Raw genomic sequence first — 19,592 nt, 5'->3', positions numbered from 1 at the left:
GTCATGCAGAAGAAGAAGCTATTGCTGTCGGCCCTGCCAGTCGCAGCCTGTGTTGCCGCACTCGGCGCCGGAGCTCCGGCTGCGCACGCCGCCGGCTCGGGCGGGACCAGCTACCAGGCGAACCTGGCCGCGGTGTCCCCGAACGCTCCGGCCGGCGCAGTCTCCGGGCAGCTCATGCTGACCTTGAACGGCAACCAGGCCACGGTCACCGAGCACGTGTCCGGCCTAGCCGCCACCCTGCCGACCGACAAGAAGACTCTGACCGCGCTGGGTATCCCCGTCGCGTTCGCCGGCGCACCGTTCCCGCACGTGCAGCACATCCACATCAACGGCCAGGACTCCTGCCCGACCGCCTCCGCCGACACCAACGGCGACGGCGTGATCAGCACCGTAGAGGGCCAGCCCGCCTACGGGATGATCGGCACCACCTTGTCGGTCAAGGGCAGCACCGGCGCGTCCGCGGCCACCGACGTGACCGTCGCACCCAGCGGCGCGAACTTCACCTACAAGCGCACCTTCACGATGAACCAGACCACCATGACGGCGATCAAGAACAACAAGGCCGTCATCGTGGTGCACGGGCTGAACCCGGCCAACGCACCCAAGGCCTCGCTGACCACGGCGAACTCCCTGGGCGTGACACTGCCCGGCGCGACCAAGAAGCTCGCACTGATCGGCACCGCGCCGACCCTGTGCGGCAAGCTGGTGGCCTCGCAGATGAACACGATGCCCTCCGGTGGGGTGCAGACCGGTGGCGGGTCCACCTCCGGAACCCAGGACCTCGGCCTGTACTACGGGGCCGGCGCACTGCTGCTGGGCGCGGGCGCGGTCTTCGAAATCCGTCGCCGCTACGCCAAGCAGCACTGAGCAGGATCTGATCAGGAACTAGGTCCTTCATGAGTACAAAGCAACTCGGCTACCGCGGTCGTCATCTGATGACCGCGGTAGCCGCGGCGCTACTGGCCGCGGCGATCATCCTGGTGATCGTCGCCTCCCGGGCGCAGGTGCATGCTGCCTCACCCGCGGCGTCCGCCGCGAACCCGGCCGCCGAAGGGAACCTGCCCGCACCCACGGTCCCCGGCACGCCCGGCGCCCGGCCATCCGCATCCTCCGGTTCCTCGGCGAGCCCGTCCACGCCACCAGTGGTTGGCCCGGTACTGCCGCGATCGAAGCCAGTGGCGCTGAGCATCCCCGCGATCGGCATCAAGCACGCCCACCTCGCCGGATACGGCACCAACAGCACCGGCGCGATCGGCATCCCCCCGGCAACCGGCGGCGTGCCTCCGGGCTGGTACACCGGCTCCCCGACGCCCGGACAGGTCGGACCCTCGGTCATCGTCGGCCACATCGACTCGGCCGCCGACGGGCCCTCCATCTTCTTCCGCCTCGGTCAGCTCAAGCCCGGAAACACGGTCCAGGTCACACTGGCCGACCACACCGTGGCCACCTTCCGGGTCGACAGTCTGGAGAAGTACCCCAAGAACCACTTCCCGACCCAAAAGGTCTACGGCAACATCAATCACGCCGGACTTCGACTGATCACATGCGCCGGCCAGTTCGACCGCGCCTGGGGCCACTACCTGGACAACGTCGTGGTCTACGCTCACCTGGTCAGCAGCCACACCAGCTGACCCGAGCCGGCCATCCGCCCGCGGCCGGGCCGCTGAGGTCGGCTCGGCTGCCTCCAACGGTTATGCGCTCTGGTGACTTTCGGCCGGGACCAGCTGCGCGGCTGCCGACGCCTGCAGGGCGCTGATCAGCGCAACGCTGACGACGTCCTCCGCGTCGCAACCGCGGGACAGGTCATTCATCGGTGCCCGCAAGCCTTGCAGGATTGGCCCGTAGGCGCGAGCTCCGCCGATGCGCTGGGCGATCTTGTAGCCGATGTTGCCGGCCGCCAGGTTGGGGAAGACGAAGACGTTGGCATGCCCGGCGACGTCCGACTGAGGTGCCTTCGTCCGGCCCACAGTGTCCACGAATGCGGCGTCGAACTGTAGGTCGCCGTCGATGCACAGATCGCTGCGCCGGTCGTGGACCAGCGAGGTCGCCTCCCGCACCAGGTCGACGTCCTGGTGCGAGGCGCTGCCGTGAGTGCTGAACGACAGCATCGCGACGGCCGGCGTCGTGCCAGTCAAGGTCGCGAAGGTGCCCGACGTGCCGATCGCGATCTCCGCCAGTCCGTCCGCATCGGGGCTGGGCACCACGGCGCAGTCGGCGAAGGCCAGGCGGCTCGCGTCGGACAGCTCCATCAGGAAACAGCTGGACAGCAGAGACGCCGACTCCTGCAGACCGATGACCTGCAGGGCCGCCCGAATCACCTCGCTACTCGAGCAGGTCGCACCGCCCACTGCGGCATCCGCCGTGCCCGCACGCACCATCGCTGCCGCGACGTACAACGGATCCGACAGGCACGCTGCGAGCCGCTGCTCATCCCAGTTGCGCCGCTGTGCCACCTGACTCAGCACGGCGCGGACCGGTGCGTTCGCCGCCTGCTCCATCGATCGGTAGTCGACGTCGGACGGCAGCGCGCCGACCGCTTTGCCCAGCAGGATCGGCGTGACACCCGCGTCGATCAGCGACTCGCATGCGGCACGCACCCGCGGGTCGTCGCCTTCAGCCAGCACCACGCGGGGAGAACCCATTCCGTAGGCATCGGCGATCCGCTCGGACCACAGCTCATTGAGCGTGCTCGGCACAGTGGCGCTCCTTCGTTCGCGAGTTCTGCTGGTGCGCCCGGGCACGGCTGCCCAGCCGTGCCCGGGTCATGCGACGGACTAGACGATCGCCTTCTCGACGTTCGTCAGGATCTGGTCGACGCCGTGCAGCAGGACGTCCAGCTCCTTCTCGCCGGCGACGAGCGGCGGCGAGATCATCAGGTTGGTCGCGCCACGGTCATCGCCACGCAGCAGCACACCCGTGCTGGCGAAGGACTCGGGCAGCACCTTGCGCAGCACCGTGAGCGCCTCCTGGTCGGTGAAGTCTCGACCGGCATCCCGGTCCGCCATCATCTCGACGCAGTAGAAGTATCCGGCGCCTCGCACGTCCTTGACGCTGCGGTGCTCCGACTTCAGGGCCTGCAGCGACTGCATGACTCGTGGCCCGTTCGCCAGCACGTTGTCCAGCACCTTCTCGTCCCGCATCGCCGAGATGTTCGCGGTCGCAACGGCCGTCGAGATCGGGTGGCCACCCCACGTCGCGCCGTGGGTGAATGCTCCACCAGTGGGCGACTCATAGAGGCGTTCCAGCAGATCCGTGCGGATGATGACGCCGCCCAGCGGCGCGTAGCCGGAGGTCGACCCCTTGGCGAAGGTGATCAGGTCCGGTGTCACACCGGTGAATCCGGCGCCGAACCAGTGACCCAGGCGACCGAAGGAGCAGATGACCTCATCGGACACCAGCAGGATCCCGTGCTTGTCACAGAGGTCGCGCAGCGCCTGCCAGTAGCCATCGGGCGCAACCAGTGCGCCGCGACCGTTCTGCACGGGCTCGGCGAAGATCGCAGCGATCGTGTCCGCACCCTCGCGCTCGATGATCTCCTCGAACCCCTTGACGCAGTCGAGGTCCTCGGCGGGCCCGCAGTCCCCCACGTAGCCAAGCGTGTTCGGCGCAGCGAACGTCCCGGGCATCAGGGGGCCGAACTGCTTCTTGATATTCGGCAGCTGGGTGACGGCAAGGGCGCCCAGCGTCGTGCCGTGGTAGGCCATGTTCCGGCTGATGATCTTGGTGCGCTCCGGCTGCCCCTGGGCCTGGTGGTACTGCCGGACGAACTTGATTGCCGACTCGACTGCCTCCGAACCGGAGTTGACGAAGAAGGTCGTGTCCAGGCCTTCGGGAGCAAGCTCGGCGATGAGGCTTGCCGCATCGATCGCGGCCGGGTGCGCCATACCCCAGTTGCTTGCATAGGCCAGTTGCTCGAACTGCGCGGCCGCGGCCGCGGCGATGTCCTTGCGACCATGGCCCATGTTCACGCAGAACAGCCCCGCCAGCCCGTCCAGGTGGCGATTGCCATCGCTGTCGGTCAGGTAGCAACCGTCGCCGGACACGAAGATCGGGAAGTCACCGCCTACCGTGTCGCTACGGGTGAAGTGCTGAACAAGGTGCTTGCGCGCACGATCGCGTAGCTGCTGGGTCTCCATGGCCGGACTCCTTCGATGGTTGCGTAGGTGCAGATATGTCGAGCATCCATCTCTTTCTGGCACCTCGCCAGAACCAGATGAGACCCGATCGAGGGAGCCAGATGCTGGTACTGTCAAGAGGCGCAGACCTGGTGCGTGTCCAGTCCAGGTCGGGCGTCCCAGCATGAGCACGGGATTGCTGGCGATCCCGCTGGGCTGCTGGGGCTTTCGCGCCGACTTCGAACCGATGGAGGAGCCATGCCTCGCACGCTCATCAGCATCGACCGCGAGTCCTCGGAGCCGATCTACCGTCAGGTCCGCCGCGGTATCGAACGCGGCATCGCGACCGGGACCTTCGACCTGTCGCACCGCCTCCCGAGCTCGCGCGAGCTCGCCGAGGAGCTCAGCGTCTCTCGCAACACCGTCACACTGGCCTACGAGGAGCTGATCGCCGAAGGACTGATCCAGGGCCGGGAGCGCAAGGGCCTATTCGTCAACTCGGAGATGGAAGCAGCCCGCGCCCACCAGCCGAGCACGCCGGCGCCCCAGATCCAGTGGGACAAGCGGATTCGGAGCTTCCCCGACGCGGACCTGCCGCACGTCGAGAAGTGGCCCGACTGGCACACCTACGCCTATCCGTTCGTTGCCGGGCAGGTGGACATCGACGGTTTCCCGGCGCGCGACTGGGTCCGCTGCCTGCGCGACGCGCTCTACAAGCCGCATGCGTATGCCAGCCTGCGCGACAGCGTGGGTGACGACGACCCGATGCTGGTCGACCAGATCAGGCGTCAGCTGCTGCCCTCTCGCGGCATCCACGTCGACCCGGCCCAGATCATGATCACCGTGGGATCCCAGCAAGGCATGGATCTGCTCGCCACCTTGCTGCTGAACTCCAGGTCGACCGTCGCGCTCGAGGATCCGGGATACCTGGATGCCCGGCACATCTTCCGACGCTCGGGAGCCCGTGTGTATGGCGTGCCCGTGGACGAACGAGGCGTGCGACCACCCGAGGACCTGACCGGGACCGACCTGATGATGGTCACGCCGAGCCATCACCACCCGACCAACGTGACGATGGCGATGGAACGGCGAATCGATCTGCTGAGCAAAGCATCTCGGGCCGGTACCATTCTCATCGAGGATGACTACGACAGCGAGTTCCGCTACCAGGGCAGTCCGACGCCGGCGCTCAAGGCCCTCGATGAGACCGGTGACGTGGTCTACCTCGGCACCTTCTCCAAGTTCCTGTCGCCCGGCCTGCGGCTCGGCTATCTCGTCGGCCCGGAGCCGCTCGTCCGTGAGCTGCGCCAGCTGCGGCGGTACGTCCTGCGGCATCCTTCGGGCCACCAGCAGCGCGCCATGGCGTTACTCATCGAGAGCGGCGACTACCACCGCTCCCTGCGACGGCAGCGCGGCCGGCTCAAGGAGCGCTGGGAGGCGATCACCGCCGCCGCGGAGGAGTTCCTGCCCTGGCATCCCACCGACTTCCCGCCCGGCGGCATGAGCCTGTGGGTGACCGGACCACCGCGGCTCGACGCGCCCGGCCTCAGCCACGAGCTGGAGGCACAAGGAGTGCTCCTCGAACGCGGTGACATCTACTACTACGCAGATCCGCCACCACGCAACCATCTTCGGCTCGGCTATGCGGCGATCCCGCTGCGGTCCATCAGGGACGGCATGCGGATCCTCGGCGAGGGCGCGCGTCGCCAGCTGCGCTGACCGATGCAGGTCGCTCCTACGCGTCGGCCGGGGGCTGGTCGAGCAAATCGGCAAGCCGGTCAAGTGCGGGTAGCGCGTTCTGGATCGCTCTCTGCTGTGCGGCGGGGAGCGACTCCAGTGCGAGGTTGATGTGCCGCTCGTTTGCCTCGATCCACGACTCCAGCTGGGCGGTGCCCGCTGCGGTCAGGCTGACTGCGGCAACCCGCCGGTCGTCGGGGTCGACCGCTCGCTGGACCAGGCCGGCTGCCATCAGCTGGGTGATCAGGGTGCTGACGGTGCTGGAGGCCAGCCGGCGGCTGGTCGCGATGTCGCGCACGCGCATGGGTGACTCGTTGGCCAGGACCTGTAGGAGCTCGACCTGTGCCATCGGCAGCTGTTCCCAGGGGTAGTCGGTGCGCACGGTGGCTCGCAGCGCCCTTCGGAGCCGGGTGACGACCTCGGTCAGGCTGTGCACCTGGCTGGGCACGGGTGCGGTCGCTGGGGGCGCGGGCTGCTCAGGCGGCATGCTCGGACTCTAACCGTTGCCGTCCACCGCTGGTGGCGATCGTGGCGAGGGCAACGACCAGCAGGACCAGGACGACGGCCCGGAAGCGGGCGGGGTCGGAGAGGGTGTCGGTCAGCTGCCAGGTGATGGTGACCAGGGCGACGCCGAGGGCGGTGCCGACGGAGCGGCCCATGTTGATCAGCCCGCCGCCGGTGCCGGAGGAGTCGGACGCCAGCCTGCCCATCACGAGCGCGTTGTTGGCCGGGGTGAAGATGCCCAGTCCGAGGCCCAGGAACGCGAGGGTGACCGGCAGCATGACCTGGTCGCCCGGTGCGGTCAGCATCGCGGCGAGGGAGGTCGCGCACAGCAGCGCCCCGACCACGGCTCGCCTCGCGTTGGACCAGTGGCGTGGCAGCGCCTTGTCCAGGCCCAGCGCGGCCAGGGCGAACCCGACGGGGAGGGCGGTCAGGACCAGGCCGGCGGAGAACGCGGACCGGGACTGGGCCTCGAACGCGACGGGCACCAGGACCAGGGGCCCGAACAGCACGAGATACCCGAACAGCGCGCCGGCCAGGTTGATCAGCAGGCCGGGAGTCTTCAGGACCGCGGTGGCCACCAGTGGCTCAGTGACCCTGCTCTGCCGGCGGATCATCAGGGCGGCGCAGGCCAGCGCGGCGGCGAGCAGAACGAATGCGGTCCAGGCCGGCCAGGGCAGCCCGGAGAAGACCGACAGTGCCATCAGCACCGCGGTGGTCACGGTGGCGAGCAGCACGACGCCGGACCAGTCGAACTGGTGGCCAGGGTGTCGAGCCCGGGTGCGGGGCAGGAAGTAGATGCCGGCGAGGACGCCGAGCACCCCGACCGGCGCGTTGATGCCGAAGACCCACCGCCAGCCGATGGTCGAGACCAGCAGGCCGCCGACGGTCGGTCCGAGCGCGAGCCCGAGTGCCTGCGCGCCCGCCTGCACACCCAGCGCCGTGCGCATCTTGGCTCGCGGCGCGCTGGTCACCACCAGTGCCACGCTGTTGGCCTGCAGCAGCCCCGCGCCGACTGCCTGCAGGACTCGGAAAGCGATCAGCGAGGTCAGCGACCAGGCCAGACCACAGGCCACCGAGGCCAGAGTGAACACGGCGAACCCGTAGAGGTAGAAGAGCTTGCGGCCATGGGCGTCGGACAGCCGGCCCAACGGGACCAGCAGGGCCGCAAGGACGATCAGGTAGGACAGTGACACCCACTGGATCCCGGCGAGCGACGCACCGAACTGACGACCCAGCGACCCATATGTCAGCGTGACGATGCTCGCGTCGAGCTGCCCCATGAATGCGCCGAAGCACACGGTACCGACCGCGAACCACCAGGCATTGCTCCGGCGGCGCACCCAGTCCGGACGAGCTCGCTCGTGCCCCAGCACGGCGACCGTATTCAACACCGGTGCTATCGACACAGACCGACTCCAATTTCACGAAATATTTGTTTGTTACAAAATAGTTCGTAGACAGAAATATTGTCAATTGCGCTGGGGAGCCCGCCCCTCCAGCGGCACCTACCCCCGGCTTTGGTCTGCCGACGGCGCGATTCACCCCGCCTGACCAGTTGGTAGGCGGGGTGAATCGTGCCGTCGCACGGAGGGTGTGGTGTGGATCAGACGTAGTCGGTGTACTTCTCCAGCAGCCGCACCGGCTTGTTCAGCGCATCGCGGCGGAACGGGTCGCCCAGCTCGCGGGTACACATGATCTCGATGACCGTGGTCCTGCCCTCGTTCATCTGGGCGTCGATCGCGGCCTTCAGGGCCGGGCCGACCTGGTCCAGCTGGTCGACCCGCACGCCGGTGGCGCCCATGTCCTTCGCGAGGTCCGCGAAGCTGGGGTTCTCCAGCTCGCCGGCAACGAAACGGCGGTTGTAGAAGTCCACCTGGTTCTTCTTCTCCGCGCCCCACTGACGGTTGTGGAAGACCACTGCCGTCACCGGGATGTGGTGGCGAGCCGCGGTCATGACCTCGACCATGCTCATCGACCATGCGCCGTCGCCGGCGTAGGCGACGGCCGGACGATGCGGGGCTGCCGCCTTGGCGCCGATGATCGTGGGCAGCGCGTAACCGCAGTTGCCGAAGCTCATCGGTGCGAAGAAGGAACGCGGCTCCTCGAAACGCAGGTAGGAGTGCGCCACCGAGTTGATGTTGCCGATGTCGGTGGAGACCATCACGTGCTCGGGCATGGCCTTCTCCAGCTCGCGCAGCACCTGCCGCGGGCTGAGCCAGTTGCCCTCCTCGCCCTTGGCTTCCTCGATCATGTCGAGGCTGTACTCGTCCTTCTCGTGCAGCCAGCCGTCGAGCTCGGTCTCCCAGGTCTCCTTCGCCTGGCGGATCGTCTCAGCGCGGGTGTCCTTGGTGGTGTCACATGCCAGCTCGCGCCCCTCCAGCCGGCGGGTCAGGTCGGCCGCCGCCGCCTTGGCGTCACCGCAGATGCCCACGCTGATCTTCTTGACCAGTCCGAGCATCGTGCTGTCCGCGTCGACCTGGATGATCTGCGCGTTCTTCGGCCAGTAGTCCAGGCCGTACTGCGGCAGCGTGCCGAACGGGCCGAGCCGGGTGCCGAGCGCGAGCACGACATCCGCCTGGCTGATCAGCTCCATGCCCGCCTTGGAGCCCTGGTAGCCCAGCGGTCCGGCCCACAGCGGGTGGCTCGCGGGAAAGCTGTCGTTGTGCTGGTAGCTGTTGACCACGGGTGCGCCCAGGCGCTCGGCAAGCGCGATGCACTCGTCGAAGGCGTCACCCTGCACGACGCCGCCACCGGAGACAATCACCGGGAACTGGGCCGTCGCCAGCAGATCGGCCGCCGCCTTCAGGCTGGCCTCGCCGCCGGGTCCACGGTCGAGGACCTGCGGCATCGAGATCTCGGTCTCGCACTCGCCGTAGAAGAAGTCGCGCGGGATGTTCAGCTGGGTGGGGCCCAGGTCGCTCTTGGCACGGTCGAAGGCCCGGGCGGTCAGCTCAGCCATCCGGGTGGGGTTGTTGACGTGCGCCTGGTACTTGGTGAACTCCTGGAACATCGGCAGCTGGTGTGCCTCCTGGAAGCCGCCCAGGCCGATCCCCTTGGAGCCGGTCTCCGGGGTGATCATCACGACCGGGCTGTGGGCCCAGAACGCCGCCGCAATCGCGGTGACACAGTTGGAGATGCCGGGACCGTTCTGGCCGATGCAGACACCGTGCCGGCCGGTGGCCCGCGCATAGCCGTCGGCCATGTGGCCCGCGCCCTGCTCATGCACGACGGGGATCAGTCGGATCCCGGCCGGGGCGAAAATGTCCATGGCATCCATGAAGGCCGAGCCCATGATGCCGAAGATGTCGGTGATGCCGTTGGCCACAAGGGTCTCGACAAACGCCTCGGACGGGGTCATCCGCTGCACACCCTTGGCAACGGTCCGCCCATCAGGCGTGGAGGTGGTGTCAGTCATCGCTGCTCCGATCGGTCAGAAGGTGGGGCGCTTGGCTCCTGGCCGCACACCATTTCGAAAATTACTGTTGAGCACGTCGTTAATCGAAATCTCAAACTGACTAGACCATAGAGACTCCGCGCGCGAGAGTCAACGTTTTCGAGACGCGGAGTTCCAAAGTTAGAGATATTGCCCTAGTGTGCTCTTATGTCCGCGAGCCATGACGACCTCACTGCACTGTCGAACATCGACGGCGACACCCCCACCCTGCGCCTCTTCGCGCTGCTGGAGCTGATCTGCTCCAAGGACGAGTTCGTCTCCCTGCAGGGGCTCGTCGCCGAGACCGGGCTGCCCAAGCCGACCGTGCACCGCATGCTGGGCCAGCTCGAGTCCGGCGGCTTCCTGGTGCGCCAGAACGACGGGCGGCTCTATGGCACCGGTGTCCGGCTGCGCCGGCTCGCCGAGAACATCCTCATCAACGCGACGCAACACGGCGCACGGCACGCGATCCTCAAGCACCTGGTCGACCAGGTGGGCGAGAGCTGCAACGTCACGGCCCTCTCCGGCAACGAGGTCGTCTACCTCGACCGGGTGGAGACGTCCGAACCCCTCCGCTTCTATCTGCACGCCGGATCGCGGGTGCCGGTGCACGCCTCCGCCAGCGGCAAGATGATCCTGTCGCAGCTGCCGGTCTCCCAGCGGCACAAGCTGCTGGCGCACGCTCCGCTCTCATCGCACACCGAGGCGACCATCACCGGCCTCGAGGCCCTCGAGGCCGAGCTGGACCGAACCCGCGAGCGTGGGTATGCCCTGGACGACGAGGAGTACCTGCCCGGACTGGTCTGCTTCGCGGTCCTGGTGCCCGCCGAGCACGGTCGCAGCAACCTGTGCGTGGCGGCGCAGGCACCGGCCCTTCGGATGTCTGCCGACAACGCCGACGACGTCCTCCCCGCTCTTCGTGAAGCGGCCGCTGCTCTCGCAGAGGTCGAGCACGAAGGATCGGTCTCCACCGAACAGGAAACCTCAGCATGACCACCCCACAAAGTTCTCCACTCGCAGGCTCGCTCCGATACTTTGCGAGGACCCCGGCATGACCACCCCACAAAGTTCTCCACTCGCAGGCTCGCTCCGATACTTTGCGAGGACCCCGGCATGACCACCCCACACAGTTCTCCACTCACGAATGACGCTCGCACCCCGGACACTTACGTCGACGTCCACGAGACCTTTGGCGTGCGTAGCCATTTTCGCGTCCCGGCGTTCAGCGAACCCGACGAGTTCGTGCCCGAGATCGACCCGGCCTACCGGTTCGACAGCGAGGTCACGCTGGCCCTGCTCGCCGGATTCGCCCGTGATCGAAGGGTCCTGGTGCAAGGCATGCACGGCACGGGCAAGTCCACCCACATCGAGCAGGTCGCCGCGCGCCTCAACTGGCCCTGCGTGCGGATCAACCTCGACGGGCACCTTTCTCGCCTCGACCTGATCGGTCACGACTCCATCGTGTTGGAGGAGGGCCAGCAGGTCACCCGGTTCACCGAAGGCATCCTGCCGTGGGCCCTGCAGCGCCCGATGGCCCTGGTGCTCGACGAATACGACGCGGGCCGGCCGGACGTCATGTTTGTGATCCAGCGGCTGCTCGAGCGCAACGGGCACCTGACTCTCCTTGAGCAGAACCGGGTGATCAAGCCGCACAACGGCTTCCGACTCTTCGGCACCAGCAACACCGTCGGCCTGGGCAACCTCAACGGGCTCTATCACGGCACGCACCAGCTGAACCACGCCCAGCTGGACCGATGGAACATCGTCGCCTCCCTGTCCAGCCTCAGCCAGGAGGCAGAGACGGCCGTGGTCACCGCGCAGGTGCCACAGATGGCCGGGCGTCCCGAACAGCTGGCGCAGATGGTGCAGCTCGCCCGCCTGACCCGCGCCGCCTTCCAGGCCGGCGACCTGTCCACGGTGATGTCCCCCCGCACGGTCATCAGCTGGGCCGAGAACCTCGAGCTCTTCGGCGACGTGTCAACGGCATTCCGCCTCTCCTTCCTCGGCAAGTGCGACGAGGCGGAGTACCCGGTCATCGAGGAGCTCTACCAGCGCTGCTTCGACGCCGAGCTCGCCATCCCGCACCAGAGCTCGCCCGCCGGCCACGGCCCGACCCTCGTGCCGCGCACGGCCTGATGAGCACCCCGGTCGCACCGGCCGAGCTGCCGGCGCTAGAGCGGGCCCGGCTCACTCAGCGCGCCGACGAGCTGTCGCTGGCCTGCGTCCACGCGCTCACCGGGCTCCCGGGGGTCCGGCGGCGAGGTCGCCACTGGTACGACGCCGACACCCGTCTGGCCATGCCTGCGCCGCAGCTGCACCCGCGAGCGGAGGAAGACACCTGGAGCGACTTCCGTGGCGCAGCCGACGGCGTCGCCGGTCGGCTCACCTTCACCGATCCGAGGCTGTATGCCGAGCAGTCGCCGGCCGGGGCGGGCACCGCAGCGCTGGTGTTCGCTGTGCTGGAGCAGGTGCGAGTCGAGGCGCTGGTGCCGAAGGCGCTCGCCGGGGCGCGCCGCAACCTGGCCAGGCGCCACAAGTCCTTCGTGCGCCAGTTCGTCACCCACGGTCTCACCGAGACCGAGCGTGGCCTGCACGTGCTCGCGATCGACCTCACCGCACGCGTCCACGTGCTGGGGTCACCCATCGAGGACGACCTGGCCGACCTCGTCGAGTCGACCCGCTGGGGTCTGGCCGGCGAAATCGGCAGCGACCTGCGAGCACTGCGACGGCTCACCGAGGACCAGCGGGCCTATGGCGAATGCGCACGGCGGGTCTGCCTCACGGTCACCGAACGCCTTGAACAGCACCAAGACCCGGAGACCGACTCCGACACCGATACCGAAGACGGCGTCTCGAGCGCGGGGTTCTCGCTGCTGGTGGGATTCGAGGGTGACCAGGCGACCACGGTCGCCACCACGGGGCGAAGCAGGGTGCGAGACGGCAGCGCCGACCGTTACCACGTCTTCACCCGCTCCTACGACCGGACCGAACCCGCGAGCACCGTCGCGCGAGCCGACGTGCTGCGCCGGCACCGCGTCGAGCTCGACGCGCTGGTGCGCGAGAGTGCGGTTGCCACTCCGGTCCTCGCGCGCCGGTTGCGGACCCTGCTGTCCGCACCGCAGGCACCCACCTGGTCGGACCACGAGGAGCAGGGCGTCATCGATCCGCGTCGGCTCTCCGGCGTGATCACCAGCCCGCGCGATCACCGCGTCTTCCGCCTGCCGATGCAACGGGTGGCACCCGCAGTAAGTGTCACCCTGCTCCTCGACCTGTCGGGGTCCATGCGCGCCCATCGGGAGTGGGTTGCGACGCTCGTCGACCTGGTCTCTCGCGCTCTCGACCAGGCGGGGGTCGTGCACGAGGTGCTCGGCTTCACCACCACGACATGGCAGGGCGGCCCCGCCCGCAAGGAGTGGGAGCGCTGCGGACGTCCCACCCAGCCCGGGCGGCTGGCCGCGCTACGCCACCTGGTGATCAAGGATGCACAGAGCACCTGGCGCCGGAGCCGGGACTCGTTCGGGGCGATTCTGGCGAACGAGACCTACAAGGAGGGCGTGGACGGGGAGGCCCTGCAGTGGGCCGCCGGCCGTGCGGCCTCGCTCGACACCGACCGGCACCTGATCGTGGTGCTGTCGGACGGCAGCCCGTCCGAGCGATCCACCGCCCTGGTCACCGACGAGCACTATCTCGGGCAGCATCTCAGCGAGGTGGTCGAGCAGGTCGGCCAGCAGCCAGGATTCGCCGTTGCAGCCCTCGGTCTCGGACTTGACCTGAGCCCGTACTACCAACACTCCCTCGTCGTGCACGATACGGAGCCGGCGTCGATGCACTCCGGCATCCGCGACCTGCTCACGCTACTGCGCGGATAGCCGGGCGCCCGCGCACCGCCGGACAAAGACTGGGATCTAGCCCGGCAGTATGCGGTCGAGCCACGCGTTGCCGAATACATGCTGTGGGTCGACACGTTCTCGCAGCTCGGCGAAGTCGCGCCACCGTGGATAGGACCGCGCCAGCTGCTCGGCGTGTGCCACAAAAACCTTCCCCCAGTGTGGGCGCGCCCCCATCGGCAGCAGGGCGTCCTCGATCGGGTGCAGCACACTCTCGACGGCTGCAGGCTCACGCAACCAGGTGAAGTGCACAGCAACCACGTCGGCGCCGTAGGCCGGGCTGAGCCACAGGTCATCGGCCGCGATCGAACGAATCTCCGCCACCTGCAACACCTCGCGCATGCTGGAGCCGAGCACGCGCAGCGCCTGGAGTGCATCCCGGGCGACGGCACGCGGCACGAGGTACTCGCTCTGCAGCTCCTCGCCGCGGCTCGGAGTGAACTCCAGTCGAAAGTGCGGAAGTCGCTGCGCCCAGGGTCCGCGGTCGCCGGTCTGGTCGGTGATCGCTGCGGTGTCCGCGTCCCGCAGCATGTGCAGCGGTATGCCGGACCGCGTGGCTCCGAGCAGCTCCGCAGGGGGCGCTCCGTCCCGGTCCTTCAGCCACACCTGGTCGACCTCGTCGTGCTGCCAGGTCGTGAAGATGCTGACGCTGTAGTGATCTCGCGTGATGGCGTCGTAGTCGTCCAGCACGGTGGACCAGGGCATGCCGGTGTAGACCGCCTGCCACAGGTCGAAGGTCGGCTCGATGTCGAGCACCAGCCGGGTAATGATCCCGAGGGCGCCGAGCCCGACCACGCTGCCGACGAAGTCCGCGTCGCCTCGGCTCAGTGTGCGGATGACTCCGTCCGGCCCCATCAGATCGATGCCCGCCACCGCGGCCGCAAGCGACTGGTTGCCGTCGCCGGAGCCGTGCGTGCCGGTGGACACCGCACCGGCCACCGAGATGTGCGGCAGCGACGCGAGGTTCGCGAGCGCCCAGCCCTGGGCCTGCAGGACTGGTGCCAGCACGCCATACGTCACACCCCCACCAACGCTGACCTGGCGCGCAGCGGTGTCGATCTGGATGTCTCCCGGAAGGCCGACGGTCGAGATCAGCACACCGTCCGTGTCGGCAATGGTGTTGAACGAGTGCCTCGAGCCGAGGGGCCGCACCCGGCGACCGCCGGTCACGACGTGGCGCAGCTCGTCAAGGCTGCGCGGCCGGGCGAACGTGCTTGCGCCGTAGGTGATGTTGCCTGCCCAGTTGGTGTTTGTGGTCACCGTGCATCTCCCGCGCTCGAGTCCGAAGGCAAGTATGTCGCTCACCATGGCAGCTACTACCAGGTAGGCACGGTCGGGGCATCTGGACCCTCCGTCCGTGCAGAAACTGGCCCTAGCCGCCGTCCCGCCGCCGGGTGCATGCTGCACAATAACGTTCTTCTATATATGCATCCGGATGCTCGGCTCCGAGACCCGCCGGTTGTTGACTGTCTCGGATCATGCGGTTTCGGACCGCTTCGCCCCCGGCCGCCACCTTGGCCGACTCCGCCCCCTTCGAGAGGCAGCACATGATCAGAAGTTGGCCCAGTCTCCTCATCGGCCTGGGAATCCCCGTCATCGCCGTCCTGGGCGGGATCGTCGCGTTCGCCGACACCTCCGTCTTCGTCTTCGGCATCCCACTGCTGTTCTTCTGGATCTTCCTGTGGTTCCCGTTGACCAGTCTGTGCCTGTGGATCAGCTGGCACTTCTTTGACCGCCAGGCCTACCCCTCGGATGTGGTGTCCTCATGATCGTCGCAGTGATCTTCTTTGCCATTCTGGCCATCTCGGTGGGCGTGTCCGTCTGGGCACGCAAGGGCCACACGAACTCCGGCATCGGTGAGTTCCTCGTCGGCGGCCGATCGTTTCCCGCCTGGCTGGTGTACTTCCTGGCCGTCGGCGAGGTCTACAGCATCGGCACCATGATCGGCCTACCCTCCGGCATCTACGCCAAGGGTGCCAGCTACGGCGTGTGGTTCCTGGGCTACATCCTGCTGGCGTACCCGGTCGGCTACTTCGTCGCTCCGATGGTCTGGCGGGCGGGCAAGAAGTACGGTGCGATGACGCTGCCGGATGTCTTCGGCAGGCACTTCAAGAGCCGTCCGCTGGAGCTGATCACCTGCCTGGTGATGCTGGTCGGGCTCATTCCGTGGGGGCAGTATCAGTTCATCGGCCTGCAGGTCGTGCTGACGAGCATCGGCGTGCATCTGACCAAGGTCACCGCTGTGATCCTCGCCGCGATCATCGCCTTCATCTACGTGTCCGTCTCCGGGATCCGGTCACCCGCGTTCGTCTCCATTCTCAAGGACAGCCTGATGATCGCGGCGATCGTGGTCATCGGTGCACTGGCCCTGAGCCACAGCGGGGGCACGGGGGCCACGTTCCATTCCGCCACGGTCCCGCACGGGCTGGTGACCATGACCGGCGGTCCGGTCATCGTCTTCGCGCTGACCACGATCGTCATGCAGGCCGTGACGTTCTACCTCGGCCTGAGCTCCAGCTATGTCTTCCCCGCGAAGTCCGAGAGAGCAGTCAAGTCGTCCACCGTGTGGATGCCGATGTACATGCTCATCTATCCGTTCTTGATCTTCGCGACCTACTACGGGGTGTCGCACAACAAGGGATCCAAGACCCCGAACACGATCTTCATGGTCATCTCCAGGGAGCTTCTGCCGGACTGGCTGCTGGGCATCGTCGCAGCCGCGGCCGGGCTCTCCGGAATCCTCGTCCTGGCCGTGACCGCACTGTCCCTCGGTGGCGTCGTGACTCGCAATGTCGTGCCGAATGTGGCAGTTTCACGACAGCGTCGTATCACGACCGTGGTCATCGGTGCCTTCATCATCGTTGCGGCGGCGATCACCTTGACCGGCTCAACGCTGATGCTGACGGTCCTCACCCTCATGTACGTGTTCTTCGCCCAGCTGATCCCCTGCTGGATCGGCGTCCTGTTCTTCAAGGGCCTGCGACCCATACCCATCTGTTGCGGGATGGTGGCCGGGATCGCGATGGGCATCGTTCTGTACGAGTGGGCACCCACGATGGGTGGCGTCAACAGCGGCATGGTCAGCCTGGGCGTCAATGTCGTCGTGACGATCATCGGCAGCATCCTGTCCAAGAAGCCGTCGGTGGACCCGATCCGACTGCTCACGACGGCCGAGGTCCACGCGGCGCAGGAAGTACCCGAGACGCCGAATACCACCTCCGTCGACGCCACCGCCTAACCGATCCATCCCGCCAAACCGAAGGAATCCGTCGCATGACCGCTGAACCCACTCTGACCATCTACCCCGCCCGGCTGGTGCGCACCATGGACCCGGCGCGGCCGACCGCGCAGGCCGTTGCGGTCCGCGGGGACCGGATCCGGGCCGTCGGGACGCTGGAGGAGCTCAAGGCCTACGGCCCGGCTCACATCGACGACCGGTATGCCGACGCGGTGATCTTTCCCGGGTTCGTCGAGGCGCACACGCACATGGGGTCGGGCGCGATGTGGCAGTGGACCTACGTCGGCCACAGCGAGCGGACCGATCCGGGAGGCACGCGCTGGCCGGGTTGCGACAGCATCGAGGCGGTCATCGCACGACTCAAGGAGGCGGACGCCGCGCTCGACGATCCGACCGCCCCGTTGTGCGCCTGGGGCCTGGACCCCATCTTCTTCCCCGGCGACCGGCTGGACCGGCGTCACCTGGACCAGGTGTCGAGCACCCGGCCGATCGGCATCACCCACCAGAGCGGGCACGTGATGACGGTGAACAGCGTGGCCCTGAAGCTGGACGGCATCACCCGCGACACTGCCGTCGAGGGGGTTGTCAAGGACGGGTCCGGCGAGCCCACCGGCGAGATGCGCGAACCCGCCGCGATGGCTCTGATCGGCAGCGCACCATCCACCCTCGACCTGCGTGCCGCGAAGCGCGACGCCTCGGGGATCAAGCTGTTCGGCGCGGACGCCCGCAACCACGGCGTGACCACGCTGGTGGATCTGGGCAACACCCAGCTGCTGGAGGACGGCTACCCGCAGTGGCTGCACGGGGTCGTCGATGACGAGGACTTCCCGGCCCGCATCTCGATCTTCCACATGGGTGGCGGATTCGGCGGCGCGATGGACGTGCCCGCCGCGGTCCGGCGACTGCATGAGCTGCGCCGCGGCAACAGCGACAAGCTGCGCTTCGGCAACGTCAAGTTCATCCTGGACGGGTCGAACCAAGGATTCACCGGCCGGCTGCAGTCACCCGGCTACCTGCCCGACGACCGGAAGGGGATCTGGGTCATCCCGCCCGAGCAGTTCGCCGAGCTGTTCGGGCAGTACCACGCCGCCGGCCTGACGGTGCATGCGCACTGCAACGGCGACGAGGCGACCGAGCTGTTCCTGGACACCGTCGAGGACGCCCTGGAGGCCCACCCGCGCTGGAACCACCGGCACACCGTGACCCACTCCCAGCTGTCCACGGCGGCGCAGTACCGACGGATGGCAGTGCTCGGCATGTGCGCGAACATCTTCTCCAACCACACCTGGCACTGGGGCGACCAGCACCACGACATCATCCTCGGCCCGGATCGCGCGGCCCGGATGAACGCCGCCGCGACGGCACTGCGCTGCGGTGTCCCGATCACCTTCCACTGCGACACGCCGGTGACGCCGTTGGATGCGCTCGCGACGGCCAGCCATGCCGCAGCGCGCCTGACTCCGAGCGGTCGGGTGCTCGGCGAATACGAGCGGATCAGTGTCCCAGAAGCGCTGCACGCCATGACGATCGGCGCGGCATACACTCTGAAGATGGATCACGAGGTCGGTTCGATCGAGGCCGGGAAGTATGCAGACTTCGCGATCCTCGGGCAGGACCCGTTCGAGGCCGACGCCGTCGGCCTGCGAGACGTGCCGGTGCACGGGTCCGTCGTGGGCGGCAGGCACTTCCCTGCCGGATCCGGCGACTGAGTTTCGTGACGCCCGAAGGACCCCTTGAGCCGCCCAGCACCGTCCCAGTGACGGTGTTGGGCGGCTACCTCGGCGCAGGCAAGACCACGCTGATCAACCGGATCCTCGCTCGCGCCTCGGGTGAACGGATCGTGGTGGTGGTCAACGACTTCGGGGCAGTCAACATCGATGCCGAGCTGATCCGGTCTCGCGACGGGAACACCCTCGAGCTGGCCAACGGCTGCATCTGCTGCGACCTCTCGGGAGGAATGCCGGCCGTCATGTCACAGATTGCCGCGATGACCCCAGCTCCGCAGCAGGTGCTGATCGAGGTCAGCGGAGTCGGCGACCCCGGCCCGGTGGCCGCGTGGGGCGACCATCCGGGTTTTCGCCGCGGTGGAGTGCTGGTGTGCGCCGACGTCGAGACCATCCAGGACCGCGCCCACGGGAAGTGGGTCGCGGACACCGTTATGCATCAGCTGCATTCGGCAGACCTGCTGCTCCTGACCAAGACCGATCTGGTCGATGCCGAGCAGACCGACGCGGTGGGGGCCTGGCTGCACACCACAGTGCCCGGCATTCCGGTGCTCCCGCTGCACGGCCTCGATCCCGCTGTCCTGCTGGACATCGCACCGGGCCGACCCGACACCGCCGCGCCCGAGCATCATCAACCGCACCCAGATCACGCAACGGCCTTACTCACCTGTGCCGACCTCGTCGATCGTGAGGCGTTCGGTGCTCGACTGGACAACCTCCCCGAGGCCGTCGTGCGATGCAAGGGGGTGCTGCGCACCACCGACTCACCCGACCGGCGCACCATCGTGCATGCGGTCGGGCGGCGGCAGTCCTGGGAGGACGGCGGGTCATGGTCCTCGACAGACCACGCCTCCCGGATCGTGCTCATCGCGGCGCCGGGTTCGGGCGAGGTGCTCGCCGACGTCGTACGTGAGTGGGCGCCGACGTGGTCACCAACCACGTGATCGCACACAC

The 19,592-nt window shown here is 67.7% G+C and carries 16 protein-coding genes; 10 read left to right on the top strand and 6 right to left on the bottom strand.

The features are described from left to right. The first annotated feature begins 3 nt into the window (after positions 1 to 3). Positions 4 to 867: a hypothetical protein gene (locus FGL98_RS11360; protein WP_146316885.1), complete on the top strand. Its 864-nt coding sequence runs from the start codon at positions 4 to 6 to the stop codon at positions 865 to 867. A gap of 29 nt (positions 868 to 896) precedes the next feature. Then, the gene (locus tag FGL98_RS11355; protein WP_146316884.1) at positions 897 to 1,631 is read left to right on the top strand and encodes a class F sortase; all 735 of its coding nucleotides are present in this window, start codon (positions 897 to 899) and stop codon (positions 1,629 to 1,631) included. Positions 1,632 to 1,691: 60 nt separating this feature from the next. Here the strand turns inward: FGL98_RS11355 and FGL98_RS11350 are convergent, their stop codons facing one another. Together FGL98_RS11350 and FGL98_RS11345 are read right to left on the bottom strand one after the other, a co-directional pair. Then, positions 1,692 to 2,696 (bottom strand): phosphotransacetylase, encoded by a 1,005-nt coding sequence (locus FGL98_RS11350; RefSeq protein WP_222432126.1) that lies wholly within the window; start codon positions 2,694 to 2,696, stop codon positions 1,692 to 1,694. A 78-nt stretch (positions 2,697 to 2,774) separates the two neighbouring features. Then, complete coding sequence (locus FGL98_RS11345; protein WP_146316883.1) at positions 2,775 to 4,136, bottom strand: aspartate aminotransferase family protein; 1,362 nt, start codon at positions 4,134 to 4,136, stop codon at positions 2,775 to 2,777. Between the two features lie 237 nt (positions 4,137 to 4,373). Between FGL98_RS11345 and pdxR the strand changes: the two genes are divergently transcribed. After that, positions 4,374 to 5,834 carry a MocR-like pyridoxine biosynthesis transcription factor PdxR gene (pdxR, locus tag FGL98_RS11340; protein ID WP_146316882.1) on the top strand — a complete coding sequence of 487 codons (1,461 nt, stop codon included), beginning with the start codon at positions 4,374 to 4,376 and terminating at the stop codon, positions 5,832 to 5,834. Between the two features lie 16 nt (positions 5,835 to 5,850). On the opposite strand, the gene FGL98_RS11335 is transcribed toward pdxR, so the two are convergent. From FGL98_RS11335 to xsc, 3 genes are all read right to left on the bottom strand, one after another. Then, entirely contained in the window at positions 5,851 to 6,339 is a 489-nt protein-coding gene (locus FGL98_RS11335; protein ID WP_146316881.1) for a MarR family winged helix-turn-helix transcriptional regulator, read from the bottom strand. Continuing rightward, positions 6,329 to 7,762 carry an MFS transporter gene (locus FGL98_RS11330; protein ID WP_222432125.1) on the bottom strand — a complete coding sequence of 478 codons (1,434 nt, stop codon included), beginning with the start codon at positions 7,760 to 7,762 and terminating at the stop codon, positions 6,329 to 6,331. Before FGL98_RS11330 ends, FGL98_RS11335 begins: the two co-directional genes overlap by 11 nt. A 197-nt stretch (positions 7,763 to 7,959) precedes the next feature. Next, on the bottom strand, positions 7,960 to 9,771 hold the full coding sequence (gene xsc / locus FGL98_RS11325; RefSeq protein ID WP_146316880.1) for a sulfoacetaldehyde acetyltransferase: 1,812 nt from the start codon (positions 9,769 to 9,771) through the stop codon (positions 7,960 to 7,962). A 186-nt stretch (positions 9,772 to 9,957) separates the two neighbouring features. On the opposite strand from xsc, the gene FGL98_RS11320 reads away from it, so the two are divergent. The 3 genes from FGL98_RS11320 to FGL98_RS11310 all read left to right on the top strand — a co-directional run bounded on the left by FGL98_RS11320 (position 9,958) and on the right by FGL98_RS11310 (position 13,658). Continuing rightward, positions 9,958 to 10,782, top strand: coding sequence for an IclR family transcriptional regulator (locus tag FGL98_RS11320; RefSeq protein WP_146316879.1), 825 nt, complete (start codon positions 9,958 to 9,960; stop codon positions 10,780 to 10,782). Between the two features lie 120 nt (positions 10,783 to 10,902). Next, the gene (locus tag FGL98_RS11315; protein ID WP_146316878.1) at positions 10,903 to 11,925 is read left to right on the top strand and encodes an AAA family ATPase; all 1,023 of its coding nucleotides are present in this window, start codon (positions 10,903 to 10,905) and stop codon (positions 11,923 to 11,925) included. Further along, on the top strand, positions 11,925 to 13,658 hold the full coding sequence (locus FGL98_RS11310) for a cobaltochelatase CobT-related protein (protein ID WP_146316877.1): 1,734 nt from the start codon (positions 11,925 to 11,927) through the stop codon (positions 13,656 to 13,658). The genes FGL98_RS11315 and FGL98_RS11310 overlap by 1 nt, the downstream gene beginning before the upstream one ends. 36 nt (positions 13,659 to 13,694) lie before the next feature. Here the strand turns inward: FGL98_RS11310 and FGL98_RS11305 are convergent, their stop codons facing one another. Then, a complete protein-coding gene (locus FGL98_RS11305) occupies positions 13,695 to 14,984 on the bottom strand; it encodes a D-arabinono-1,4-lactone oxidase (protein WP_146316876.1) in 1,290 nt (429 codons plus the stop codon). A 239-nt stretch (positions 14,985 to 15,223) separates the two neighbouring features. Here FGL98_RS11305 and FGL98_RS11300 point away from each other — a divergent pair, with 239 nt between their 5' ends. The 4 genes from FGL98_RS11300 to FGL98_RS25410 are packed head-to-tail and all read left to right on the top strand — an operon-like array spanning position 15,224 to position 19,582. Continuing rightward, entirely contained in the window at positions 15,224 to 15,445 is a 222-nt protein-coding gene (locus FGL98_RS11300) for a DUF3311 domain-containing protein (RefSeq protein WP_146316875.1), read from the top strand. Further along, positions 15,442 to 16,914 carry a sodium:solute symporter family protein gene (locus FGL98_RS11295; protein WP_146316874.1) on the top strand — a complete coding sequence of 491 codons (1,473 nt, stop codon included), beginning with the start codon at positions 15,442 to 15,444 and terminating at the stop codon, positions 16,912 to 16,914. The genes FGL98_RS11300 and FGL98_RS11295 overlap by 4 nt, the downstream gene beginning before the upstream one ends. Before the next feature lie 35 nt (positions 16,915 to 16,949). Beyond that, positions 16,950 to 18,623, top strand: coding sequence for an amidohydrolase (locus tag FGL98_RS11290; RefSeq protein WP_146316873.1), 1,674 nt, complete (start codon positions 16,950 to 16,952; stop codon positions 18,621 to 18,623). Positions 18,624 to 18,670: 47 nt separating this feature from the next. After that, positions 18,671 to 19,582 (top strand): CobW family GTP-binding protein, encoded by a 912-nt coding sequence (locus FGL98_RS25410; RefSeq protein WP_186526110.1) that lies wholly within the window; start codon positions 18,671 to 18,673, stop codon positions 19,580 to 19,582. The last annotated feature ends 10 nt before the right edge of the window (positions 19,583 to 19,592 follow it).

It is taken from the genome of Leekyejoonella antrihumi, assembly GCF_007845645.1.
In the GTDB taxonomy this organism is placed as follows: domain Bacteria; phylum Actinomycetota; class Actinomycetes; order Actinomycetales; family Dermatophilaceae; genus Leekyejoonella; species Leekyejoonella antrihumi.
Note: the sequence above shows the minus strand (reverse complement) of the source record. Positions and strands in the feature narration are given on the sequence as shown.